Origin of the sequence: Streptomyces sp. BBFR25 (assembly GCF_044590125.1) — a bacterium.
Taxonomy (GTDB): domain Bacteria; phylum Actinomycetota; class Actinomycetes; order Streptomycetales; family Streptomycetaceae; genus Streptomyces; species Streptomyces canus_D.
The window spans coordinates 2,807,096-2,831,358 of the sequence record NZ_CP172447.1; the positions used below are offsets into that span (position 1 = coordinate 2,807,096).

Annotated in this window: 17 protein-coding genes and 3 tRNA genes; 12 read left to right on the forward strand and 8 right to left on the reverse strand. The window is 74.1% G+C overall.

From position 1 onward, the window contains the following. Positions 1–5: 5 nt before the first annotated feature. The 7 genes from ACGH52_RS12795 to ACGH52_RS12825 all read left to right on the forward strand — a co-directional run bounded on the left by ACGH52_RS12795 (position 6) and on the right by ACGH52_RS12825 (position 10,227). Complete coding sequence (locus ACGH52_RS12795; RefSeq protein WP_399939158.1) at positions 6–1,031, forward strand: AAA family ATPase; 1,026 nt, start codon at positions 6–8, stop codon at positions 1,029–1,031. Continuing rightward, positions 1,031–5,686: an SAV_2336 N-terminal domain-related protein gene (locus ACGH52_RS12800; protein WP_399939161.1), complete on the forward strand. Its 4,656-nt coding sequence runs from the start codon at positions 1,031–1,033 to the stop codon at positions 5,684–5,686. Before ACGH52_RS12795 ends, ACGH52_RS12800 begins: the two co-directional genes overlap by 1 nt. Positions 5,687–5,750: 64 nt before the next feature. Beyond that, positions 5,751–5,903, forward strand: a complete 153-nt coding sequence (locus ACGH52_RS12805; protein ID WP_399939163.1) for a hypothetical protein — start codon at positions 5,751–5,753, stop codon at positions 5,901–5,903. 140 nt (positions 5,904–6,043) lie between these two features. Then, positions 6,044–7,105, forward strand: a complete 1,062-nt coding sequence (locus ACGH52_RS12810) for a rod shape-determining protein (RefSeq protein ID WP_059299210.1) — start codon at positions 6,044–6,046, stop codon at positions 7,103–7,105. Between the two features lie 46 nt (positions 7,106–7,151). Continuing rightward, entirely contained in the window at positions 7,152–8,579 is a 1,428-nt protein-coding gene (locus tag ACGH52_RS12815) for a GAF domain-containing sensor histidine kinase (RefSeq protein ID WP_399939166.1), read from the forward strand. Between the two features lie 73 nt (positions 8,580–8,652). After that, the gene (locus tag ACGH52_RS12820) at positions 8,653–8,817 is read left to right on the forward strand and encodes a hypothetical protein (protein ID WP_210975624.1); all 165 of its coding nucleotides are present in this window, start codon (positions 8,653–8,655) and stop codon (positions 8,815–8,817) included. A 1,104-nt stretch (positions 8,818–9,921) separates the two neighbouring features. Continuing rightward, positions 9,922–10,227: a hypothetical protein gene (locus tag ACGH52_RS12825; RefSeq protein ID WP_399939169.1), complete on the forward strand. Its 306-nt coding sequence runs from the start codon at positions 9,922–9,924 to the stop codon at positions 10,225–10,227. Between the two features lie 68 nt (positions 10,228–10,295). Here the strand turns inward: ACGH52_RS12825 and ACGH52_RS12830 are convergent. The 3 genes from ACGH52_RS12830 to ACGH52_RS12840 all read right to left on the reverse strand — a co-directional run bounded on the left by ACGH52_RS12830 (position 10,296) and on the right by ACGH52_RS12840 (position 10,718). Then, a tRNA-Ile gene (locus ACGH52_RS12830) sits at positions 10,296–10,369 on the reverse strand. 198 nt (positions 10,370–10,567) lie between these two features. Next, positions 10,568–10,640: transfer RNA gene (locus ACGH52_RS12835), tRNA-Asn, on the reverse strand. A 5-nt stretch (positions 10,641–10,645) separates the two neighbouring features. Then, positions 10,646–10,718: transfer RNA gene (locus tag ACGH52_RS12840), tRNA-Asn, on the reverse strand. 150 nt (positions 10,719–10,868) lie between these two features. On the opposite strand from ACGH52_RS12840, the gene ACGH52_RS12845 reads away from it, so the two are divergent. From ACGH52_RS12845 to ACGH52_RS12860, 4 genes are all read left to right on the forward strand, one after another. Beyond that, positions 10,869–11,174, forward strand: coding sequence for a YtxH domain-containing protein (locus ACGH52_RS12845; protein WP_059299462.1), 306 nt, complete (start codon positions 10,869–10,871; stop codon positions 11,172–11,174). 44 nt (positions 11,175–11,218) lie between these two features. Then, positions 11,219–12,667, forward strand: coding sequence for an FGGY-family carbohydrate kinase (locus tag ACGH52_RS12850; protein WP_399939172.1), 1,449 nt, complete (start codon positions 11,219–11,221; stop codon positions 12,665–12,667). Between the two features lie 139 nt (positions 12,668–12,806). Further along, positions 12,807–14,540 (forward strand): ABC transporter ATP-binding protein, encoded by a 1,734-nt coding sequence (locus ACGH52_RS12855; RefSeq protein ID WP_121704666.1) that lies wholly within the window; start codon positions 12,807–12,809, stop codon positions 14,538–14,540. Beyond that, complete coding sequence (locus tag ACGH52_RS12860; RefSeq protein ID WP_076974207.1) at positions 14,540–16,468, forward strand: ABC transporter ATP-binding protein; 1,929 nt, start codon at positions 14,540–14,542, stop codon at positions 16,466–16,468. The genes ACGH52_RS12855 and ACGH52_RS12860 overlap by 1 nt, the downstream gene beginning before the upstream one ends. A 9-nt stretch (positions 16,469–16,477) precedes the next feature. Here ACGH52_RS12860 and ACGH52_RS12865 read toward each other — a convergent pair whose 3' ends face one another. The 5 genes from ACGH52_RS12865 to ACGH52_RS12885 all read right to left on the reverse strand — a co-directional run bounded on the left by ACGH52_RS12865 (position 16,478) and on the right by ACGH52_RS12885 (position 23,342). After that, on the reverse strand, positions 16,478–17,650 hold the full coding sequence (locus ACGH52_RS12865) for an RNA polymerase sigma factor (protein ID WP_374103193.1): 1,173 nt from the start codon (positions 17,648–17,650) through the stop codon (positions 16,478–16,480). Between the two features lie 140 nt (positions 17,651–17,790). After that, the gene (gene dnaG / locus ACGH52_RS12870; protein ID WP_076974209.1) at positions 17,791–19,713 is read right to left on the reverse strand and encodes a DNA primase; all 1,923 of its coding nucleotides are present in this window, start codon (positions 19,711–19,713) and stop codon (positions 17,791–17,793) included. 43 nt (positions 19,714–19,756) lie between these two features. Next, positions 19,757–21,022, reverse strand: a complete 1,266-nt coding sequence (locus ACGH52_RS12875) for an NAD(P)/FAD-dependent oxidoreductase (protein WP_121704668.1) — start codon at positions 21,020–21,022, stop codon at positions 19,757–19,759. Between the two features lie 170 nt (positions 21,023–21,192). Beyond that, positions 21,193–22,467 carry a deoxyguanosinetriphosphate triphosphohydrolase gene (locus tag ACGH52_RS12880; protein ID WP_399939178.1) on the reverse strand — a complete coding sequence of 425 codons (1,275 nt, stop codon included), beginning with the start codon at positions 22,465–22,467 and terminating at the stop codon, positions 21,193–21,195. 59 nt (positions 22,468–22,526) lie between these two features. Beyond that, on the reverse strand, positions 22,527–23,342 hold the full coding sequence (locus ACGH52_RS12885) for a sirohydrochlorin chelatase (RefSeq protein WP_193777921.1): 816 nt from the start codon (positions 23,340–23,342) through the stop codon (positions 22,527–22,529). A 167-nt stretch (positions 23,343–23,509) separates the two neighbouring features. Between ACGH52_RS12885 and ACGH52_RS12890 the strand changes: the two genes are divergently transcribed. Beyond that, a complete protein-coding gene (locus ACGH52_RS12890; protein WP_210975619.1) occupies positions 23,510–24,196 on the forward strand; it encodes a vancomycin high temperature exclusion protein in 687 nt (228 codons plus the stop codon). Positions 24,197–24,263 lie beyond the last annotated feature (67 nt).

Here is a 24,263-nt window from a genome sequence, read left to right on the forward strand (position 1 = left end):
AACCCATGCCCCTGTGGCCCGTCTACACCGGCGCGCCTGACCCCCACGACGGCATCACCCGGCTGCCTCCGCCCCCGCCCTGGCGGGCCTTCGACGGCGGTCCCGTGCTCGATCCGCCGGACGCGGCGGGCGACGCCGCGACCGCCTCGCCCGACCGCGCCCACCGGGCCGCGACCTACCAGGCCACCGAGGACACGGTGCAACTGGTCAACGCGGCCCTGTACCTGCGGCGTCCGCTGCTGGTCACCGGACCCCCCGGCACCGGCAAGTCGTCCCTGGCCTACGCGGTCGCCCGCGAGCTGCGGCTCGGCCCGGTCCTCAGGTGGAACATCACCAGCCGCAGCACCCTGGGCGACGGCCTCTACACCTACGACCCGCTCTCCCGCCTGTACGCGGCGCGCCACACCGCGCAGCCGTCCGACGCCCCCGCCGCCGCCACGGGCGTCGAGGACCATCTGCGTCTGGGCCCGCTCGGCACCGCCCTGCTCCCCTACGCCCGGCCGCGCGCCCTGCTGATCGACGAGATCGACAAGAGCGACCTCGACCTGCCGAACGACCTGCTGCACGTCCTGGAGGAGGGCCAGTACGAGATCCCCGAACTCGTCCGGGCCTCCCGGGAGACCACCGGCCCGCACGCCGAGGTCCTCATCGACGGCGCCGACCAGCGAGTGCCGGTGGAGCGCGGCCGGGTCCGCTGCCACGCCTTCCCCTTCGTCGTCCTCACCAGCAACGGCGAGCGCGAGTTCCCGCCCGCCTTCCTGCGCCGCTGCGTCTCGCTGCGGCTGCGGCAGCCCGACGACGACCACCTCGCCGAGATCGTCCGCGCCCACCTGGGCGAGCCCGACGGGTACGCGCAGCAGCTCATCCACCGGTTCCTGTCCCGGGTGGGCAGCGGCGAACTGGCCACGGACCAGCTGCTCAACGCCATCTACCTGGCCCGTTCCTCCGGTCTCGGCGCCCACTCCCTGGACGAGCTGGCCGAGCAGCTGATGCCGTACCTCGGCCGGTCCGCGCGGCCCGAAGCCTTCTGATGCCCGCCGACCGCCCCGGCGCACCGGACCCTCCGCCCCTGCCCCGCCTCGCCGACGTCCTCGGCCGGGCGGCGGCCACGGGCGCCCGCCCGACCCCGCTGGAGCTGGCCGAACTCCTGTGGCTGGCCGGGCAGATGGAGCCCCCGGCGCCGGACCCGGCGGACCCGGCGGACCCACCGAACGACCCGGCGTCCGGGACACGGACCCAGGAGCAGCCCCCGGCCCGTCCGGACGCCCCGGAACAGCACCGGGACCGCCCGGCGGACCGGGGACGGGACGGGCACGGGCGGCGCTCCCGGGCCGACCGGCCGACCGCGTCCCCTCCCCCGCCCGACGACGACCGCCGCACCCCCCTGCGCCTGCCGTCCCCGGCCCCGGCCCCGGGCACCTCGTCGGCCCAGCCGCACAGCGCCCTGCTCGCGCCCGCACCGCCGATGCTGCGCCACACGCTGGCGTTGCAGCGTTCCCTGCGTCCGCTGAAGCGCCGCAGCGACGCGCCCGCCGGTCACGAGGTGGACGAGTCCGCGACCGCCGACCGCATCGCGCGCCTCGGCGCCGGGCCCGAGTGGTGGCTGCCCGTGCTGCGCCCCGTACGGGAGCGGTGGCTGCGCCTGCACCTGGTGCACGACGCGGGCCCCACGATGCCCGTCTGGCAGCCCCTCGTCCGCGAACTGCACGCCGCGCTCGCCCAGTCGGGCGTCTTCCGCACCGTCACCCTGCACCGCGCGGAACCCGACGGCACGGTCCGCGGGGACGGGGCCCAGATCCCCGCCGACGGCCGTACGGTCATGCTGCTGATCAGCGACTGCACGGGACCGCAGTGGCGCGAGGGCCCGGCCGGCACCCGCTGGTTCGGCACGCTGCGCCGCTGGGCGCGCCGCACACCGCTGGCCGTGCTCCAGCCGCTGCCCGAGCAGTTGTGGCGGGACACCGCCCTGCCGCCGGTCCCGGGCCGGCTGTCCGCCCCGCACCGGGCCGCGCCCAGCGCCTCGCTCACCTTCACCCCGTACGACGGCGCCGCGCCCCGGGCCCCGGCGGGCACGGCGTACGTCCCCGTGCTGGAGCCGGGGCCCGAGTGGCTGGCCAACTGGGCCGCGCTGGTGGCGAGTCCGGGCGGCACCCCGTATCCGGGCGCCGCCGCCGCACTGCACCGCCCACTGCCCGCCGACGCCGACGACCGCGCCGACCTCGCGCGGCTGTCCCCCGAGGAACTCGTCCTGCGCTTTCGCGCCAGCGCCTCCCCGCAGGCCTACCGGCTGGCCGGCCACCTCGCGCTCGGCCGCCCCGACCTGCCGGTGATGCGGCTGGTGCAGGCCGCGGTGGAGCCGGACCCGCGGCCCCAGCACCTGGCCGAGGTCATCCTCGGCGGACTGCTCACCACGGTCCCCGGGCCGCCCGGCTCCTACGCCTTCCGCCCCGGCGTGCGCGAGCTGCTCCTGCGCGGGCTGCCCCGCACGGCCCGCAACCGCACCCACGAACTGCTGCTGCGCACCGGCGGCCTGATCGACGAGCGGGCGGGCCGCTCGCCCGGCGAGTTCCGGGCGCTGATCCCCTCCCGCGAGGGCACCGAGCGGGCCGACGGGAGCGAGTCGTTCGCGGCGATCAGCCAGGAGAGCGCCCGGCAGCTGACGGTGCGGGAGCGGCCCGCCGCCCCGTCGCCCTTCCCGCCCGCCCTGAGCGCCCGCTACCGGCCCACGCGCCGGCTCACCCCGGCCGGGAGGATGTGGCTGGCGGAGGACACCGGACCGGACCGGACGGCGTCGGACCGGACCGCGCCCGACCCGTCGCCGACGAACCGGACGGTGGCGATCCGGCTGCACGACCCCGACACCGACCCGGCCTCGCGCCAGGCGTTCCTGCGGGACGCGCGCCGACTGACCCGGATCTCCCACCCGAACCTGGTGACCGTCCTCGACGCCGGGATCGAGGACGACGTCCCGTACGTCGTCATGGAGCACCTCGACGGCATAGCGCTGGGCGCCCTCGTGCGGACGGGCGACCAGCGGCTGCCCGTGCCGCTCACGGTGTCGGTGGGGGCGCAGCTCGCCCGGGCGCTCACCGCCCTGCACGAGGCGGGTGTCACGCACGGCGGTCTGGAGACCTCCCGCGTGGTCCTCCTGCCGGACGGCACGGTGCGGCTCAGCCTCTTCGAACCGGGGCGCGCCTCGGGTCCGCCGGGGCGGTCCGAGGACCTCCGGGCCCTGTGCGAGGTCCTTCTGCTGCTGACCTCGGGGACCTCGCGCCTGAGCGTGCCGATCGACTCCCGCCGCCTCGACCGGTCGCTCGGCGCCATGCGCATCCACTACGCGCACGCCTTCGACCTGATGATGTCCGCCTCCCCCGCGGCACAGGCCCAGGGCCTGCGGCTGCTCACCGACCCGCAGTTGCCCTCCCAGGCCGCCGCGGCCCACCCGCCGCGCCGCTACGAGGCGCTCGGCCCGCTGCGGGTCACCCTGCCGGACGGCTCCCCGCGCCTGCCGCCCGACGTACGCGCGCTCCTCGCGATGCTGCTGCTCAAGCACGGCCGCACGGTGACGCACGAGGAGCTGCGGTGGGGGCTGTGGGATCCGGGCGACGAGCCGCGCAACCCGCGGGCCGAGGTGACCCGGCTGGCGACGCGTCTGGCGGAGGTCCTGGGCCCGGGCGTCCTCGCGAAGTCCGCCCACGGCTACGCCCTGCACACCAGTGCCGACGACCTGGACCTGGTGCGCTGCGACGAGCTGGTGCGGCGCGCCGACGCGGCCGGTCTGCGGGACGCGCTCACCGAGGCCCACGGCCTGGTCACCGAGGCCCTGGCGCTGTGGCGCGACGCCGAGCCGCTGGCGGGCGTGCCCGGCCCCGCCGCCCGCACCGCCCGCACCCGCCTGGGGCGGCTGCGGCTCGCCCTGCACACCAAGCGCGCCGAACTCGATCTGGCCCTCGGCGAGTACGACCGGGCCGCCACGGAACTGGCCGATCTGCTGCGGGCCCACCCGCACCGGGAGGACTTCCGCCGCCTGTACCTGATCGCGCTGCGCCGCCAGGGCCGGGGCGAGGAGGCCCTGGAGGTGTACGAGGAGTACGAGCTGTCCGGCGGACGCAGCCCGGCCCTGACGGCACTGGGCCGGGAACTGCGCGAGGAGCACGCCGCACCGGCGGACGACGCGCCGTGGTCGGAGTACGGGCAGCGCCCGGACGACCCCGCCTCCGTCGTGTCCGCCCCGGACGAGCTGCCGGAGGGCCCCTTCCCCACCGAGGACGACCTGTGGACGCCGCTCTTCGACGACGCGGAGGCCCGGGCCGGGGACGAGGCGACGGTCGTGGCGGAGGCGGCGGACGAGGAGGAAGGGGCGGAAGCGGGGGCCGCCGCGGAGGAGAGAACCCGGCAGCCTCAGGCCGACGAGACGGAGCAGGGGGCGGCCGAGGACGACGACCTCGACACCGACTTCCGCTGCTGCGCCCACTACGCCTTCGCCGAGGGCGCCGACGCCCCGGGACACCCCGTGGGCCGCGAAGCCCGCGCGGCCCTGCACGCCCTGGTCACGGACCTGCTCGCGGACAGCGGCATGGACGGCGCCTCCTACGAACTCCTGGACGACCACGACGGCCTGCTGGTGCTGCTGGCCCCGGGTGCGGAGGCCGCGCCACTGCTGAGGGCGACCGTGGCGGGGCTCCCCGGGCTGCCGGCCCGCCTGGGCGGCCGACGCCTGCGGGCGGAGTTCTGGCAGGTCGAGTTCCGGCTGGACGGCACCGGAGAGCAGTCGCTGGGCCGCGCCGACGCCGGATCGGTCGGCGCGCTCCTGGACGCCTCCGCCGCCCGGGCGGTCGTCGTCCTCTCCGACTCCCTCTACTACGACGAGGTGCGCGAGGAGGGCCAGGACGGGCCCGCCTTCCCCCCGGACCTCTTCCGTCCGCTGCCCGACGACACCGGCTGGTACCGCCTGGTCGACGGCGCCCGGACCCGCCGCGCCGCGCACTCGCCCGCGGACCTGATCACCGGTGCCCGCTGCGTGCTGCTCGGCTTCGACGACGTGCTGGCCCGGCTGTACCGGCCCGCGGCGGAGCGGGAGGTGCTCCTGGACATCGCGCGGCTCTTCGTCGAGGAGCGCGATCCCGAGGAGGCGCTGGCCGGGGTCCCGCTGCCCCGGGTCACGACCGACGGGTACGCCGGCACGCTCGACTTCGTCCGGGCGCTCGCCGGCCACCGGCTCGCCCCCGCCGTACGGGTCCGCCTCGACCGGCACGAGGCGCGGGCGGCCCGCACCGCGCAGCCGACGCCCCTCGCCGACCGGCTGGTCCGGGCGCTGCGCACCTGCGGCGTGCCCACCGCGGTGGTGACCGACCGGGCCCCCGAACCGGTCACCGGGTACCTGAGACGGCGCGGCCTGCTGGACGCCCTGCCGGGTGACGTGCACGGCAGGGGCGCCGACCTCACCCGCCTGATGCCCGACCCGGACGTCCTGCACCGGGCGCTGGACCGGCTCGGCGCCCCGGCCGGCGACTGCGTGCTGGTCGGCTCCTCCGTGGCCGAGCAGTCCGCCGCCCGCGTGATCGGTCTGCCGTTCATCGGCCACGGGCGGGACGCAGGGGCCCGTCGGGAGCTGACCGAGGCGGACGGCCGGGTGCTCCTCGTAGGGGACCTGCGTCCGCTGCTCACGGCCGCCGAGAACCGCTGAACGCTTCGCGCGCCCCCCGTTCAGCGGCCCCCCGCCCGGCGACTGCGTGCTGGTCGGCTCCTCCGTGGCCGAGCAGTCCGCCGCCCGCGTGATCGGTCTGCCGTTCATCGGCCACGGGCGGGACGCAGGGGTCCGGCGGGAGCTGACCGAGGCGGACGGCCGGGTGCTCCTCGTACCGGACCTGCGTCCGCTGCTCACGGCCGCCGAGAACCGCTGAACGCTTCGCGCGCCCCCCGTTCAGCGGCCCCCCGCCCGGCCCCCTCCAGCGGGCGCCCGCCCGCGCCGCCGCGCACGATCGGTGCCAGAGGCCGTCCACCGGGCGGCCCCGCACGGTCCGCGCTCTCGGGAGGATTCGCCATGACCGCCAGTACCGCCAGCCTGGAGGCGTTGCGCCGCTGCCACTTCGCCGTCGACCTGGGCGCGGCGCGGACCCGCGTCTACGTGAAGGGGGCCGGGCTCGTCGTCGACCAGCCGTCCGCCGCGGCGGTCAACACCCGCACGGGCGCGCTCATCGCGGTCGGCGAGTTCGCGGAGAAGATGACCGGCCGCACCCCCGGCTACATCCGCGTCGTGCGACCGGTCTCCGGCGGCACGGTGGTCGACATCGAGATGGCCCAGCGGATGCTGCGCCACCTGCTCGGCGACCGCATCCGCCGCAACCTGCGCCGCAAGCCCCGGCTGCGGGCCGCCGTCTGCACCCCGCACGACGCGGACCCGCTGTCCCAGCGCGCGGCGATCGAGACGCTGGTCGGGCTCGGCGCGCGTCGCGTGGAGCTGGTCGACACGCTCATCGCGGCGGCGGTCGGCTGCGGACTGCCGGTGGAGCAGCCCGAAGCGACCATGATCATGGTGTGCGGCGCGCACGCCACGCAGGTCGCGGTGCTCTCCCTCGGCTCGATCGTGACCGCCGAGCGCATCCCGGTGGGCGGCGAGGCCGTGGACCACGCGATCGTGCAGCTGCTGCGCCATCAGCACGAGCTGGTGCTGCCCAGCCAGTCCGTGCGCCCGTTGCAGCTCGCCCTGTCCGGCAACGGGCTGACCCCGCAGGGTCCGGCGACCACCGAGATCCACGGGCGGGACGTGGCGACCGGGCTGGCCCGCAGTGTGCGGGTCGACACCGCCACGGTGCGCAACGCCATCCAGACGCCGCTGACGGCCGTGCTCGACGGCATCGGGAAGGTGCTGCGGGACTGCCCGCCGGACCTGGTCGCGGACCTCGCCGACCGCGGGATCATGATGGTCGGCGGGAGCGCGCTGCTGCCGGGCTTCGACCAGATGCTGCGCCAGGCCACCGGTATGCCGGTGCACATCGCGGAGCGGCCCGACGTGTGCGCCGTCCAGGGGCTCGGCAGCATGCTGGAGGGCCGGGTCGAGCCGCTCGTCCTGCACCCGACGACCGCCGACGCCGACGCCGGCTGACGGCCGCGGGACCGGGGCGGCGGAGCATGCCGAGGAAGCCGGACGCATGACCGCGCGGCCCGCGCCCCGGCTGGCCCGTCTCCTCGAAGCCCTCCTGGACGTCGGCACCGCCCTCGACCTGCGCAGCGTCCTGCGGCACATCGTGGACGGCGCCGCCGAACTGACCGGCGCCGACCGCGCGGCCCTGGTCCTCGCGGACCCCGGCGAGGGCGACGGCCTCGCCGAGATCCGCACCCCGGGCCCCGATCCCGTACCGGAGACGGCGCCCCTGCTGCGGGTGCCGATCCACGTGCGGGACGAGGAGTTCGGCGAGCTGCGGCTGACCGGGCGGCCCGGCGCCGCCCCGTTCACCGTCGAGGACGAGCAGCTGCTGCGGGTCCTGGCCACGCAGGCCGGTGTCTCGATCGGTAACGCCCGGCTGTACGAGACGGCCCGGCAGCGCGAGCGCTGGATCGAGGGCGCGGCGGCCGTGACCACCGCGCTGCTCACCGAGGAGGGCGCCGGTGACGCGCTGACCACGGTGGCCGAGCGGGCCCGGCTGCTCGCCGGTGCCTCCGCGGGCGTCATCCTGCACCCGACTGCCGAGGGCGGCATGGAGATCGTGACCGCCTCGACGCCCGACGATCCGGACGGCATCGTCGGCGCGACCATCGCGCCGGGCAGCCCCGTGCTGGAACAACTGCTGGGCGGCGAGCCGGTGTTCATCGACGACTCGGCGACCGACCCCCGCATGACGACCCACGTGCGGAACCGGTTCGGGCCGAGCATGATGCTGCCCCTGCGCGCGGGCGGCCGGCTCATCGGCACCCTCGCCCTGCCCCGCCGCCGCGGCGGGCGCCCGTACACGGACCTGGAGCGGCTGCTCGCGACGCAGTTCGCCTCGCAGGCGGCGCTCGCCCTCGACCTGGCCGACGCCCGGCGCGGCAGGGAGCGGCTGGCGGTCTACGAGGACCGCGACCGCATCGCCCGCGACCTGCACGATCTGGTGGTGCAGCGGCTGTTCGCCACCGGCATGATGCTGGAGTCCACCCAGCGCCGGCCGGGTGCCGACGACGTCCGCGACATCCTCGGCCGTGCGGTGGACGAGCTGCGCTCCACGGTCCGTGAGGTCCGCACCGCGATCCTCACTCTCCAGCAGCCCCCGGCCGGTCCTCCGACGGGCCTGCGCGGCCGGGTCCTGCGCGAGACCGCCTCCGCCGCCGCCCGGCTCGGTGTCGCGCCGTCCACGCAGTTCAGCGGCGCCGTCGACGCCCGGGTGCCCGACCGGGTCGCCGACCGCCTGCTCACCGCCCTCCGCGACGCCCTGGCCGACGCGTCCGCGCGCCCGGGTGTCTCCCGCGTCGAGGTCACCGTGGAGGTGCCCGCCAGGTCGCCCGAGGGCCGGGACGGGGTCCGCCTGAGGGTGGTCGACGACGGCGCGGGCGGCCCGGACGAGGGGCGCGGGACGACGGTCATGTGGTGGTCGCCGCTGTGAGGGCTGGTGCCGCCCTCCCGGAGGGGGTACTCGGCGCGCGACCGGCCCGACCCCCGCAGGAGGAGGTACCACGATGAGCGAGCCGACCCCGTCCCAGGCCGAGGGCGAGCGCGACGACGAACCGGACACGCCCGACGTGCCGCACACCACTCCCTCCCAGGCGGAGGGCGAACGCGAGGACGACGTCGAGAACGTCGAGAACGTCGAGAACCTTGAGGAGGAGCCGGAAGGCCGGTGACACGTCTCACCTGCGAAAGCGGCCGACCCGACACCGCCGCGCCAGTTGTTCAGACGCCCGGAGCGGGCTGCTGAACAACTCGGGACACGCGCAAATCGACAGCGCAGGCCCTTCAGATCACTCAGCGGCTCAATGATCAGGGCGGGCGCTTCCGTGGGCAGGGGTCGTGTACCGGCCCCGCGAGGGCGGCAGCCCGCGCCGCTTGTCCCGGGGGAGGAAGACGTATGGCGGAAGGCGGCCACGGGGGATGGTGAGGCATCCGCCGACGTACGACCCGGTGGTCGAGGGCCGGACGCTGTCGCGGGCCCGCCCGCCGGGCCCCTTGCCGACGCCCCCGCCGGGCAGGGCGTGGGTGCTGGTGCCGGACGCCGGGCCGACGCGCACGGTCCGCCCGGGAGAGCCGGTGCCCGATCTCCGGGCCGGTGGGTACCGGCGGCTGTTCCTGGTCGACACGACGGAGCACCGGCTGGTTCTCGATCTGCGCCTGAGCGGAGGACGGGGGGCGTCCGCCCCGCTCCACTGCCGGGTGGAGCTGATGTGCCGGGTGGCCGACCCCGGCGCCGTGGTGGCTCGGGGCATCCGTGACATGAGCGCCGCGTGGCACGGCCCCCTGCGCGAACGGCTGCGGAACGTGCCGTGCGGACCCGGCGCCGACCGGTCCCGGGCAGCGGTTCAGGACGCGTTGAACACCGCCCTGCGGGACTTCACCGGGGACGCGGACGTCCGGCTGTACGGAGCCCGGGCCGAGCTGCTCCCCCGTCGAGAGCCGCCCGCCGGTCCCGGCGGGAGCCGCGTGCGCGGCCTACCGCACCGGCCGCCCGCGGCGGCGCCGGGGTTCGACGGACCCGACGTCCTTCCGGGTGAGGTGGTGGCCCGCAAGGAGGAGCCGCTGCCCCCGCCCGGGCCGTCCCGGCCACCGACCGTGCCGCCGCCGCCCGGGCCGTCCCGGCCCGACGCGCCACCGGCACCGCCCCCGCCGCCCCCGGTGTCCGCGGTGTCCGCGGTGTCCGCGCCGGAGCGTCGCGTGAGCAGGGTGCGGGGCGCCGGGACGACGGGCGACGGGCGACGGGCGGCGGTTCGGCGAGCGGCCCCTGTCCGAAGCCGATGGCCGAGATGCTGCCGGAGGGAACCGGGGCGCGCCTCGTCGCCGCCTACAGCAGGGACGATCTGGAGGAGCGGTACGCCTTCTGCCGGACCACCGCGGGAAAGGTCTTCTACTTCGCCAGGGCGAAGGACGGGGAACCGTACGGCGACCCCACGGAGGCGAGGGAGTCCGAGGGCGGGTACGTGGTGGACTTCATGCCGCAGGGGACCAGTTACCACTTCCGCGACGGGGGAGTCACGGCCTACGACGAGGACGGCAAGGAGATCTGGGAGGGGAAGCTCGTCCCCGAGGCGACCACCGACTGACGTCGTCCGCCTCCCGAGGTGGCAGGCACCTCCGCAGGCGAGAACGTTCCTGCGGCCAGGCACATGAGTGGGGCGGGTGGGACTCGAACCCACGGCCGACGGATTATGAGTCCGCTGCTCTAACCGGCTGAGCTACCGCCCCATAGCGGCGTGTCGCGTACACGTGTGCGCGCCGTCTGCCGCAGCATAGCCGCTCATACGATCTCCTGCCTCGGATGGTCGGCTTGCACGGCTGCCTTCATGACCTTGAAGACTCCGCAGCGTGCCGCATGGTTCCCGGGACTTGAGAAGACCTGAGGGGCACATGAAAAAGGACCCCGAAGGGTCCTCGTTCACGGTGCTCCCCCGACTGGACTCGAACCAGTAACCTGCCGGTTAACAGCCGGCTGCTCTGCCAATTGAGCTACGGAGGACCGAGCTCCCCGGACTGGACTCGAACCAGTAACCTGCCGGTTAACAGCCGGCTGCTCTGCCAATTGAGCTACCGAGGAAGGTCTCGTATCGCATCGAACGCGTCTGCCTGGGTATTCGCCAGGGGGCGCGCGCTCGCTGCGACACATACATTAGCGCAAGCAGGGGGGTGCTCCGCCAATCGGTACTCCCCGGCACCGGAGAGCTAGGGCAAGAGAAGGGTGGCCGCCATGCGTTACCGGCTCACGTTCGTCGTCGGACTAGCGGTGGGTTACGTGCTCGGCACGAAGGCCGGGCGGGAGCGTTACGAGCAGTTGCGGAAGTCCGCGCAGCAGGTCGCGCAGAACCCGGCCGTGCGCAACACCGCGGAGTCCGCGGCCCAGCAGGGCAGGCACTTCGCCGACAAGGCGTACCACGTGGTGAGCGACAAGGTCGGTGACCGGATGCCCGACTCGGTGGCCCACCGGGTCCGCTCGCTGCGGGATCGCGGCAGCAACGGCAGCGGTCCCGACGACTGGGGCACCAGCAACACCTGAGGTCCCGGTACGGGGACCCCGGCCGGTGCGGCAGAATTTCGACCATGGGGATAGTCGCCGGGTTGGACAGTTCGCCCGATTTCACGCGTATCGTCGTCTGCGATGCGGACACGGGTGCCGTGCTGCGCCAGGGCTACGCGCCGCACCCGCTGGAGAGCCCCGAGGGCGGGGGCCGGCCCTCGGACGTCGATCCGCAGGCCTGGCTGCTGTCCCTCGGGGAGGCGGCCGGCGGCGGGCTCCTGGAGGGCGTGCAGGCCATCGGCGTCTCGGCGCAGGCCAACTCGGTCGTGCCGCTGGACGGACAGGGCAACACCGTGCGCCCGGCCATGGTCGGCGGTGACAAGCGCTCCCAGGTCGCGGCGGCCGACCTGATCGACGCGCTCGGCGGGCGCGAGGTGTGGGCGCAGGCCGTGGGCTCGGTACCGCAGGCCGGGCAGCCCGTGACGAAGCTGCGCTGGCTGGCGCGGAACGAGCCGGAGGCCGCCGCGCGGACCGCCGTACTGCTCCAGGCGCACGACTGGCTGGTCTGGCAGCTGCTCGGGCGGCCGGTCCGGCGGACCACCGACCGGGGCGGGGCGTCGGGCACCGGATACTGGTCGGCGGCGACCGGCGGTTACCGGCCGGACCTGGTCGAGCTGGCACTCGGGCATCACGCGGTGCTGCCGGAGGTGATCGGCCCGGCCGACGCGGCCGGCACGACGCCGGAGGGGCTGCTGATCTCCGCCGGGACCGGCGAGACCCAGGCCGCCGCCTTCGGGCTCGGGATCGGGCTCGGCGACGCGGTGGTGTCGCTGGGCGCGTCCGGGTCCGTGATGGCCGTGCACACCGAACCGCTCGTCGACCAGTCCGGGATGATCACCGCCCTGGCGGACGCCACCGGCATGCACCTGCCGGTCGTCACCACCCTGAACGCCGTACGGGCCCTGCGCGGCACGGCCGAACTGCTCGGGGTGCCGGACCTGGAGAGCCTGTCCGAGCTGGCGATGAAGTCCACGCCGGGATCGCACGGGCTGGTGCTGCTCCCCTATCTGGAGGGCGAGCGGACGCCGAACCTGCCGCACACCGCCGGGACCCTGGCCGGTCTGCGGCGCGAGTCGATGCGGCCGGAGCACCTGGCGCGGGCCGCGTTCGAGGGGATGCTGTGCGGTCTCGCCGACGCCCTGGACGTGCTGCGCGGCCGGGGCGTGGAGGTGCGGCGGGTGTTCCTGCTCGGCGCGGCGGCCGAGCTGCCGGCCGTGCAGGCGGCGGCACCCATGCTGTTCGGGACGCAGGTCGTCGTGCCGCAGCCCGCGGACTACGCGGCGATCGGCTCGGCCCGCCAGGCGGCCTGGGCGCTGGGCGTCTCCCGGGGCACGCTGGACCCGCGCACTCCCCCGGTCTGGCAGGGCGCGGTCGCGCAGGTCCTGGAGCCGGGCGAGGAGCTGGCGGTGGGGCAGGCCGTGCGCCAGCAGTTCGTGTCGGTGCGCGAGCAGACGCACCCGGGCGCGCTGTGAAGCGGGGGCTTGCCGCCCGTAGGCCGGAATTTGCCGCGCTCTTGGGTTAATCGGTTGAGGTAACGCGGGTGGAGTGTTCGACGATAGGGGCCAGGGGCAACCAACCGCGGCCCCTGTCGCCGACTCCGAGAGACCCAGCGTGCTCATACGACTGCTCCGGGCCTATCTCAGGCCCTACAAGAAACCCATCGCCCTGCTGGTGGCGCTGCAGTTCCTGCAGACCTGCGCCTCCCTGTACCTGCCGACCCTGAACGCGCACATCATCGACGAAGGCGTCGTGAAGGGGGACTCGGGCTACATCCTGAGCTACGGCGCCCTGATGATCGGCATCTCGCTGGCCCAGGTGGTCTGCAACATCGGTGCCGTCTTCTACGGCGCGCGCACCGCCGCCGCCCTCGGCCGGGACCTGCGGGGTGCCGTCTTCGACCGGGTGCAGTCCTTCTCGGCGCGCGAGGTGGGCCACTTCGGCGCGCCCTCGCTGATCACCCGGACCACCAACGACGTGCAGCAGGTCCAGATGCTGGCCCTGATGACGTTCACGCTGATGGTGTCGGCGCCCATCATGTGCGTGGGCGGCATCGTGATGGCGCTCGGCCTGGACGTGCCGCTGTCCGGGGTGCTGCTCGGGGTCGTGCCGGTGCTGGCGATCTGCGTCACGCTCATCGTGCGGAAGTTGCGCCCGCTGTTCCGGGCCATGCAGGTGCGCCTCGACACGGTGAACCGGGTGCTGCGCGAGCAGATCACCGGCAACCGCGTCATCCGCGCCTTCGTGCGCGACGAGTACGAGCAGCAGCGCTTCCGCAAGGCCAACACCGAGCTGACCGAGGTGGCCCTCGGCACCGGCAACCTGCTCGCGCTGATGTTCCCGGTGGTCATGACGGTGGTGAACCTGTCGTCGATCGCGGTGGTCTGGTTCGGCGCCCACCGGATCGACAGCGGCGGGATGCAGATCGGCGACCTGACCGCGTTCCTCGCCTACCTCATGCAGATCGTCATGTCCGTGATGATGGCCACCTTCATGTTCATGATGGTGCCGCGCGCGGAGGTGTGCGCCGAGCGCATCCAGGAGGTCCTGGAGACCGGGAGCAGCGTGGTGCCGCCGGTGGCGCCGGTCACCGAGCTGCGCCGGCACGGCCACCTGGAGATCCGGGAGGCGGGCTTCCGCTACCCCGGGGCCGAGGAGCCGGTGCTCAGGAACATCGGCCTGGTGGCCAAGCCGGGCGAGACGACCGCCGTGATCGGCTCGACCGGCAGCGGCAAGTCGACGCTGCTGGGCCTGGTCCCCCGCCTCTTCGACGCCACCGAGGGCGAGGTGCTGGTCGACGGGGTGGACGTGCGGACCGTCGACCCGAAGACGCTGGCCAAGGTGGTGAGCCTGGTGCCGCAGAAGCCGTACCTCTTCGCCGGTACCGTCGCGAGCAATCTGCGCTACGGCAATCCGGACGCCACGGACGAGGAGCTGTGGCACGCGCTGAAGGTGGCGCAGGCCAAGGACTTCGTCTCCGAGCTGGAGGGCGGGCTGGACGCGCCGATCGCGCAGGGCGGCACCAACGTGTCGGGCGGTCAGCGCCAGCGGCTCGCCATCGCCCGGACGCTGGTCCAGCGCCCGGAGATCTACCTCTTCGACGACTCCTTCTCCGCCCTCGACTACGCCACCGACGCGGCGCTGCGGGCCGAGCTGGCCCAGGAGACCGCCGAGGCGACGGTGGTGATCGTGGCGCAGCGGGTGGCGACCATCCGGGACGCGGACCGGATCGTCGTGCTGGACGAGGGGCGGGTGGTCGGCGTGGGACGGCACCACGAACTGATGGCGGACAACGAGACCTATCGGGAGATCGTGCTCTCCCAGCTGACGGAAGCGGAGGCTGCCTGATGGCCGGGCCTGCGGGTCGCATGATGGCCGGGGGCGGCCCCGACCAGCGTTCGATGGACTTCAAGGGGTCGAGCAAACGGCTCGTCGCCCAGTTCCGGCCGGAGCGGGCGACACTGTTCACGCTGCTGGCGTGCGTGGTCGTCAGCGTCGGCCTCAACGTGGTGGGGCCGAAGATCCTCGGCCGGGCCACCGACCTGGTCTTCGCGGGCATCGTCGGGCGGGACATGCCGTCGGGTGCCACGAAGGAGCAGGTCCTGGACTCCATGCGCGAGAGCGGTGACGGCAAGGTCGCCGACATGCTCCGCAGCACGGACTTCACCCCGGGCCAGGGCATCGACTTCGGCGCGGTCGGCGAGGTGCTGCTGCTCGCGCTGGCGACGTTCGCGGTGGCCGGGCTGCTGATGGCGGTGGCCACCCGGCTGGTGAACCGGGCGGTGAACCGGACGATGTTCCGGCTGCGCGAGGACGTGCAGACGAAGCTGTCGCGGCTGCCGCTGTCTTACTTCGACAAGCGCCAGCGCGGCGAGGTGCTCAGCCGCGCCACCAACGACATCGACAACATCGGGCAGACGCTCCAGCAGTCGATGGGCCAGCTGATCAACTCGCTGCTCACCATCATCGGCGTGCTGGCGATGATGTTCTACGTCTCCTGGATCCTGGCGCTGGTCGCGCTGGTGACCGTGCCGCTGTCGTTCGTGGTGGCCACGCGGGTGGGCAAGCGGTCGCAGCCGCAGTTCGTGCAGCAGTGGCGCTCGACGGGGCAGCTGAACGCGCACATCGAGGAGATGTACACCGGGCACGCGCTGGTGAAGGTGTTCGGGCGGCAGGAGGAGTCGGCGAAGCAGTTCGCCGAGCAGAACGACGCGCTGTACGAGGCCGGGTTCAAGGCGCAGTTCAACAGCGGGATCATGCAGCCGCTGATGATGTGCGTGTCCAACCTGAACTACGTGCTGGTCGCGGTGGTCGGCGGCCTGCGGGTGGCCTCGGGTCAGCTGTCCATCGGCGACGTGCAGGCCTTCATCCAGTACTCCCGGCAGTTCTCGATGCCGCTGACGCAGGTCGCCTCCATGGCGAACCTGGTGCAGTCGGGCGTGGCGTCGGCGGAGCGGATCTTCGAGCTGCTGGACGCCGAGGAGCAGTCGGCGGACCCGATCCCGGGCGTGCGGCCCGAGGACCTGCGCGGCCGGGTGGAGCTGGAGCACGTGTCCTTCCGGTACGACCCGGAGAAGCCGCTGATCGAGGACCTGTCGCTGAAGGTGGAGCCGGGCCACACGGTCGCCATCGTCGGTCCGACGGGCGCGGGCAAGACGACCCTGGTCAATCTGCTGATGCGCTTCTACGAGGTCTCCGGCGGCCGGATCACCCTGGACGGCGTCGACATAGCGAAGATGTCCCGGGACGAGCTGCGGGCCGGTATCGGCATGGTGCTCCAGGACACCTGGCTGTTCGGCGGCACCATCGCGGAGAACATCGCGTACGGGGCGTCGCGGGAGGTCACCCGAGGGGAGATCGAGGAGGCCGCGCGGGCCGCGCACGCCGACCGGTTCGTACGGACGCTGCCCGACGGCTACGACACGGTGATCGACGACGAGGGCACGGGGGTGAGCGCGGGTGAGAAGCAGCTGATCACCATCGCGCGGGCGTTCCTGTCCGACCCGGTGATCCTGGTCCTCGACGAGGCGACGTCGTCCGTGGACACCCGGACGGAGGTGCTGATCCAGAAGGCGATGGCGAAGCTCGCGCACGGGCGGACGTCGTTCGTGATCGCGCACCGGCTGTCGACGATCCGGGACGCGGACACGATCCTGGTGATGGAGGACGGGGCGATCGTGGAGCAAGGGGCGCATGCGGAGCTGCTGGCCGCGAACGGCGCGTACGCGCGGTTGTACAAGGCGCAGTTCGCGGAGGCGGTGGCGGAGGTGGGGTGAGGAGGCAGGTCAGTCCAGGTAGCCCCTCAACTGGTCCGCGTAGGCGTGGTCGCGGAGTTTGTTGAGGGTCTTGGACTCGATCTGGCGGATGCGTTCGCGGGTGACGCCGAAGAGGCGGCCTATCTCCTCCAGGGTGCGGGGGCGGCCGTCGACCAGGCCGTAGCGGAGCTGGACGACCTTGCGTTCGCGTTCGCCGAGGGTGGAGAGCACCGCGTCCAGGTGCTGGCGCAGCAGCAGGAACGCGGCCGACTCGACGGGGCTGGCGGCGTCGCCGTCCTCGATGAGGTCACCGAGGGCGACGTCGTCCTCCTCGCCGACCGGGGCGTGCAGGGACACCGGCTCCTGGGCCAGGCGCAGCACCTCCCCGACGCGCTCGGGGGCCAGGTCCAGGTGGGCGGCGACCTCCTGCGGGGTGGGTTCGTAGCCGCGTTCCTGGAGCATCCGGCGCTGGACGCGGACGACCCGGTTGATCAGCTCCACGACGTGCACGGGGACGCGGATGGTGCGGGCCTGGTCGGCCAGGGCGCGGGACATGGCCTGGCGGATCCACCAGGTGGCGTAGGTGGAGAACTTGTAGCCCCGGGCGTAGTCGAACTTCTCGACCGCCCGGATCAGCCCCAGGTTCCCCTCCTGGACCAGGTCCAGCATGGTCAGCCCGCGGCCGACGTACCGCTTGGCCACCGACACCACGAGCCGCAGGTTGGCCTCGATCAGGCGGCGCTTGGCGAGGCGGCCCAGGACGACGAGCCGGTCGAGGTCGTGGGCGAGGCTGCTGTCCAGGTCGGGGGTGCGCCGCAGCTTCTCCTCGGCGAACAGCCCGGCCTCCACGCGCCGGGCGAGGTCGACCTCCTCGGCCGCGCTGAGCAGCGGAATCCGTCCGATCTCGCGCAGGTACTGCCGGAACAGGTCGGAGGAGGGGCCGCCGGACTCCGTACGGGTGGGCGGCGGCGGTTCCGGCAGCTCGGGCACGTCCGCGGGGGCGTCGGGATGGTGCCCCGCCGCCCCGGCACCGGGCTGCGCGGGCAGCGCGACGAGCACATCGCGCTCCGCGTCCGGCCGCGCGCCGCCGGTACCGGTGTCGGTCTGGGTGAGGGTCCGGGTCTGCACGGGGGCGACCTCCAGGATGGACGCGGCCGGCGGGGGCCGGCGGCGGTACGACGGGGGCGGAGCCGGCCCGCTCACCGCCGTCCGCCTCGCACGCGTGCCCTCGGGCACCGCCCCCAGTGTGGGGTACGACACATCGCCGCCACGAGGGGCGTGCGGTGACTTTTTGCGTCCGGGCCGTGACTGAAGGGTTACCCGCGGGTGTTCCGGGGCCGGGCCTAGAGCGCGGCGGCGCCGTGTTCGCGGAGGTTTTGGTCGTACTGCTGGAGGATCCACAGCTCGTTCTGCACGGCGGCCAGTTCGGCGGGGTCTCCGTGGCCGGAGAGGCGGGTGAGGCGGCCGGTGATGTCGCGGATGCGGCGCTCGACGGCTCGGCGGCGGACCGTGACGAGCTGGGCGCCCGCGTAGATCTCGTCGACGCCCTTCACGCCGCGGTGCAGCATGATCGCCTCGACCGCGAGTTCGGTGACCATGGCGCGGACCGCGTCGTCGGGGGCGGCCTCACGGACCCGGACCAGGTAGTCCTGCGGGTCCTGGACGCCGAACTCGGCGCCGCCCGCCTCCATGATCGCCTCGCGTACGGCGGCGTAGGGCGGGGCGGTGAACTCGTCGACGCCGTACGCGTCGAAGGCCGGGGAGACCAACTCGGGGCGCTGGAGGGCGAGCTTGAGCAGCTCGCGCTCAGTGGCGAAGACCGGGTTGCGGAGGTTGAGGGCGGGGCCCCGGGGCGTCGCCGTCATGGGTCCCGCCTGCTGCGGGGCGCCGCCGCGCTGCCGCTGGTCGGGGGCCGGGCCCTTGCCGCCGCGGTCGCGGGCCCAGCGGGCCAGCTGGGCGATCCGCTTGACGACGAACTGGGTGTCGAGGATGCCGAGCATCCCGGCGAGCTGCACGGCGACCTCGTGCTGGGCGCCGCTGTTCTTGATCCGGGCGACGACGGGGGCGGCCTCGTCCAGGGCGGAGGCGCGGCCTGCCGGGGTGTCCAGGTCGTAGCGGGAGACGATCTGGCGCAGGGCGAACTCGAAGAGCGGGGTGCGCGGCTCGACCAGGTCGGCGACGGCGTCGTCGCCCTTGGCCAGGCGCAGGTCGCAGGGGTCCATGCCGTCGGGGGCGATGGCGATGTAGGTCTCGGCGGCGAACTTCTGGTCGTCCTCGAAGGCGCGCAGGGCCGCCTTCTGACCGGCCGCGTCGCCGTCGAAGGTGAAGATGACGCGGGCCGAGCCGTTGTCCATCAGGAGGCGGCGCAGGATCTTGATGTGGTCGCCGCCGAAGGCCGTGCCGCAGGTCGCGATGGCCGTCGTCACACCGGCGAGGTGGCAGGCCATGACGTCGGTGTAGCCCTCGACGACGACCGCGCGGGACGCCTTCGCGATGTCCTTCTTGGCGAGGTCGATGCCGTAGAGGACCTGGGACTTCCGGTAGATCGCGGTGTCGGGGGTGTTCAGGTACTTCGGGCCGTTGTCCGACTCGTAGAGCTTGCGGGCGCCGAAGCCGACGACGTCGCCGCCGATGTCGCGGATCGGCCACATCAGGCGGCCGCGGAAGCGGTCGATGGGGCCGCGGCGGCCCTCCTGGGAGAGGCCGGAGAGCAGCAGCTCCTTGTCGCTGAAGCCCTTGCCGCGCAGGTAGCGGGTGAGGTGGTCCCAGCCCTGGGGGCTGTAGCCGACGCCGAAGTGCTCGGCGGCGGCCTGGTCGAAACCGCGGTCGGCGAGGAAGGCGCGGCCGGTGTCCGCCTCGGGGCCGGTCGCCAGCTGCTCCGCGTACCACTGCGCGGCGATCTTGTGGGCCTCGACCAGGCGGATGCGCTCACCGCGCTGGTGGGAGGGGTTGTACCCGCCCTCCTCGTAGCGCAGGGTGATGCCTGCCTGGCCGGCCAGGCGCTCGACCGCCTCCGAGAAGGTGAGGTGGTCGATCTTCATCACGAACGTGATGGTGTCGCCGCCCTCCTGGCAGCCGAAGCAGTGGAAGAACCCCTTGCTCGGACTGACCTGGAAGGACGGCGACTTCTCGTCGTGGAAGGGGCACAGCCCCTTCAGATTGCCGCCGCCGGCGTTGCGCAGCTGGAGGTACTCCGAGACGACGGCGTCGATCGGGACCGCGTCCCGTACCGCCTTCACGTCCTCGTCGTTGATCCGTCCTGCCACGCGTGAAGTCTACGGGGCGGCACCGACAGGTCCGGGCCGACGGCTACGCGACGAGGCTTTCCAGGGATACGTGCGGGTTCGCCAGCGCCTCCGTGTCCACCCGGGTCTTCGCGCGGATCAGCTGCTGGATCGGCTCCGTGACGTCCCACACGTTGACGTTCATCCCGGCCAGCACCCGGCCCTCCTTCACCCAGAAGGCGATGAACTCGCGCTTCGCCGCGTCCCCGCGGATCACCACCTGGTCGTACGACCCGGCCGGCGCCCAGCCGGAGTACTCCATGCCCAGGTCGTACTGGTCGGTGAAGAAGTACGGCACGCGGTCGTGGGCGAGGCCCTTGCCGAGCATCGCGCGGGCGGCGGCCGGACCGCCGTTCAGGGCGTTGGCCCAGTGCTCCACGCGCAGGCTGGTGTCGAAGAGGGCGTGGTGGAAGGAGGCCACGTCGCCCGCCGCGTGGACGTCGGGGTCGGAGGTGCGCAGGTGGTCGTCGACGACGATGCCGCCGCCGTGGGCGGGGTCGGCGATCTGAAGCCCGGCGGCCTGGGCGAGCGCGGTGCGCGGGGCGGCGCCGATCGCGGCGAGCACGTCGTGCGCGGGGTGCTCCTCGCCGTCGTCGGTGCGGGCGGCCAGCACCATGCCGTCCTGGCCGACGATCTCGGTCAGCCGCACGCCGAAGCGGAAGCGGACGCCGTGCGCCTCGTGCAGCTCGGCGAAGACGGAGCCCAGCTCGGGACCGAGGACGCCGTGCAGCGGGGTCGGGGAGGGCTCGATGACGGTGACCTCCGCCCCGTACTCGCGGGCCGCCGCCGCGACCTCCAGGCCGATCCAGCCCGCCCCGGCGATCACCAGGTGCCCGTTGTCCCGGCCGAGAGAGGCGAGGACGCCCTTGAGGCGCTCGGCGTGCGCCAGGCGGCGCAGGTGGTGGACGCCCGCGAGGTCGGTGCCGGGGACGTCCAGGCGGCGGGGCTCGGCGCCGGTCGCGATGAGCAGCTTGTCGTACCTGACGTGGGTGCCGTCGTCGCCGTAGTGGACGGTCTTGGCGGCGCGGTCGATCGCGACGACGGTCTGGCCGAGGTGCAGCTCGATGTCGTGCCGCGCGTACCAGGCGGGCTCGTGCACGAAGACGCTGTCGCGCTCCTCCTTGCCGAGGAGGTAGCCCTTGGACAGCGGCGGACGCTCGTAGGGGTGGTCGCGTTCGTCGCAGACGAGGATCACCCGGCCGGTGAAGCCCTCCGTGCGGAGTGTCTCGGCCGCCTTCGCGCCCGCCAGGCCGCCTCCGACGATGACGAATGTCTGATCCGCGTCGACCACTTGTTTGCCTCCTCGTCAGGGTGCCGCCACATGCGAGCGTCCCGCACGCGGCGTGGTGCGGGAAGGGGGAACGACCCGATCAGGCCACGACCTGCCGCGTTCCGACCGCTCGAGTACCGCTTTTCGGGCGATCGGGGCGCCGCCGGGTCCCACCCGTCCCGCCGCCAGTCTCACGGATGCCCCGTCAGGCGGGCGTGAAGCGAGCGGGCCGAGGCGTCGGTGAGGGAGGCGATCTGGTCGACGATCACCCGTTTGCGGGCCCGGTCGTCGGCGGCCCCGTCGAACAGGGCGCGGAACTGGGGGTCGAGCCCGTCGGGGGCCCGGGCGGTCAGCGCCTCGGCCAGCTCCGCGACGACGATCCGCTGGTCGGCGCGGAGCCGCTCCTGCTCGGTGCGCTGCATGACGTAGCGGACGGCGACCGCCTTCAGGACGGCGCACTCCATGCGGGTCGCGCGGGGCACGACCAGCTCGGCGCCGTACCGGGTGAGCCGGCCGCCGCCGTACGCGGCGCGGGTGGCGGCCTCGGCGGACAGGCAGAAGCGGCCGATGAGCTGGCTGGTGGCGTCCTTCAGCCGCGCCTGGGCGCCCGCCGAGCCGTCGTAGCCGTGCGGCCACCAGTCCTGGGCGAGGAGCCGGTCGAGGGCGGCGGCGAGTTCGGCGTGCTCGGTGCCGGCGGGGACGTACCGTCCGACGGCCGCGTCGAAGACGGCCTCGCGCTCGGGGTCGGCGAGCAGGCAGTTGGGGTCGATGTGCCCGGCGTGCAGGCCGTCCTCGACGTCGTGCACGGAGTACGCCACGTCGTCGGCCCAGTCCATGACCTGCGCCTCGAAGCAGGTGCGGGCTCCCGGGGCGTCCTTGCGGAGCCACTCGAAGACGGGCCGGTCGTCGTCGTACACCCCGAACTTCGGCGAGAGGGGGTCGCGGGGGTGGGCGCCGCGCGGCCAGGGGTACTTGGTGGCGGCGTCGAGCGTGGCGCGGGTGAGGTTGAGCCCGACCGAGCCGTCCTCGGTGAACCGCTTGGGCTCGGTGCGGGTGAGGAGCCTGAGCGACTGGGCGTTGCCCTCGAAGCCGCCGCAGTCCTCGGCGAAGGCGTTGAGGGCCTGTTCGCCGTTGTGCCCGAAGGGCGGGTGGCCCAGGTCGTGCGCGAGGCAGGCCGCCTCGACGAGGTCCGGGTCGCAGCCGAGGGCGGCGCCCAGCTCCCGGCCGACCTGGGCGCACTCCAGGGAGTGCGTGAGGCGGGTGCGGGGGCTGGCGTCCCAGCCGGGGCTGCCCTCCCCCGGCGCGACGACCTGCGTCTTCCCGGCGAGGCGGCGCAGCGCGGCGGAGTGCAGGATGCGGGCGCGGTCGCGCTGGAAGGCGGTGCGGCCGGGGCGTTTGTCTGGTTCGGGGGCGTAACGGGCGGCTGACGCCGGGTCGTACGGGGTGGGGGGTGCGGTGCCTTCCATGTCATGAACAGTAAGGGGAAGGTGTGACAGGTGGGGGCCTACTCGTCTGCCCGGTGCGGTTATCGGGCGAGTGCGGGTTCGGTTGTGGCTGGTCGCGCAGTTCCCCGCGCCCCTTTGACCGCGTTGGTCTCGCCGCCTCCGTCAAGTGCCCGGTCATAGCGGTGCAGCAGCAAGTGGGCCATCGCCGGGTGGGTGCCCAGGGGCTCGGAGGCGATCCACGGGGCCGCTGCCGTGCACTCGGTCGCGAAGCGGCCCGGGGCGGTGAAGCAGGAGGCGACGGCCACCCTGCGGTAGCCACGGGCGGTCAGCTCGCGCACGGCCTCCGGGACCGTCGGGGTCGCCGCCGAGGCGTACGCGGGGACGACCGGGACGCCGAGGCGGGCGGAGAGGGCGGCCGCGGTGCGGGCGGTGTCGGCGCGGGACTCCGGGTCCCGGGAGCCCGCCGAGGCGAGGACGACGGCGTGGTCGGGGCCCGCGTGGGCGGGCCAGCCGGCCTCGGTGAGGCGGGCCCGGAGGGCGTCCACCAGGAGCGGGTGCGGGCCGAGCGGGGCGGCCACGCGGGTGCGGGCCGGGGATGCCGCGGCCATCTCCGGGATGTCCCGTTTGACGTGGTGGCCGCGGCTGAGCAGGAGGGGGACGAGGACCGCCGCCCCGTCGCCGAGGGCGGCGAGCGTGTCCGGCAGCAGGGGCTCGTTCAGCTCGACGTGTCCGAGGTGCACCGGCAGGGCGGGGCGCAGGACGCGGACCCGGTCGAGGAGGGCCCGTACGGTGCTCAGGGCGCGCGGGTCGCGGCTGCCGTGGGCGACGACGACCAGGGCGGGTGCGCCGCCGGTGGCCGCTGTGCTCCTCTTGTTCATCACTGTCGTCGCCGTCATGCACCGAGGGTGGCCGCCGGACGTTGCCTTCCCGTTGCGTGGGTGTCACGGGGATTTTCCGTCGGTTCACACCGCACCGTCCCCCTCGTGTGAGCGGCGCCGGGTGAACCGGACGGCCCGGCGGGGCGTCCCTGATGACAGGGACCGACCGGGGAGGGGAGCGTCCGATGCGCCGCCCGAGACTTCGCAGACCGCGCCTGCCGCGCACCCGGAAGGGGCAGCGGCGGCTGGTCCGGGCGGTGGTGGCCGGGTGCGTGCTGGCGCTGCTGCCCGCCGCATGGCTGCGCCTGGTCACGGACGACCGGCTGCGCACCGTCGCCGACGTGCCCCGTACCGGGGTCGCGGTCGTCTTCGGGGCCGGGCTGTGGGACGGGGAGCCCTCGCCGTACCTCGCGCACCGGCTGGACGCGGCGGCGGAGCTGTACCGGGCGGGGCGGATCGAGGTGGTGCTGGTGACCGGGGACAACAGCCGCGAGGAGTACGACGAGCCGGACGCCATGCGCGCCTACCTGGTCCGGCACGGTGTGCCCGACGGGCGGATCGTCAGCGACTACGCGGGCTTCGACACCTGGGACTCCTGCGTCCGGGCGAAGCGGATCTTCGGCGTCGACCGGGCCGTGCTGATCAGCCAGGGCTTCCACATCCGACGGGCGGTCGCCCTGTGCCAGGAGGCGGGGGTGGCGTCGTACGGCGTCGGGGTCGACGACGAGCACGACGTGACCTGGTACTACGGGGGCGCGCGGGAGGTCCTCGCGGCGGGAAAGGCGGCGCTGGACGCGGTGTTCGAGCCGGATCCGCACTTCCTCGGTCCCAGGGAGCCGGGGGTGGCGCGGGCCCTGGCCGACGCCGGGTGACGCGTCCCTCACCGTGCCCCCGCGGCGGCGGGGAGGTCGCCGTCCCCGCCGTGTAACAGGGCGCCGC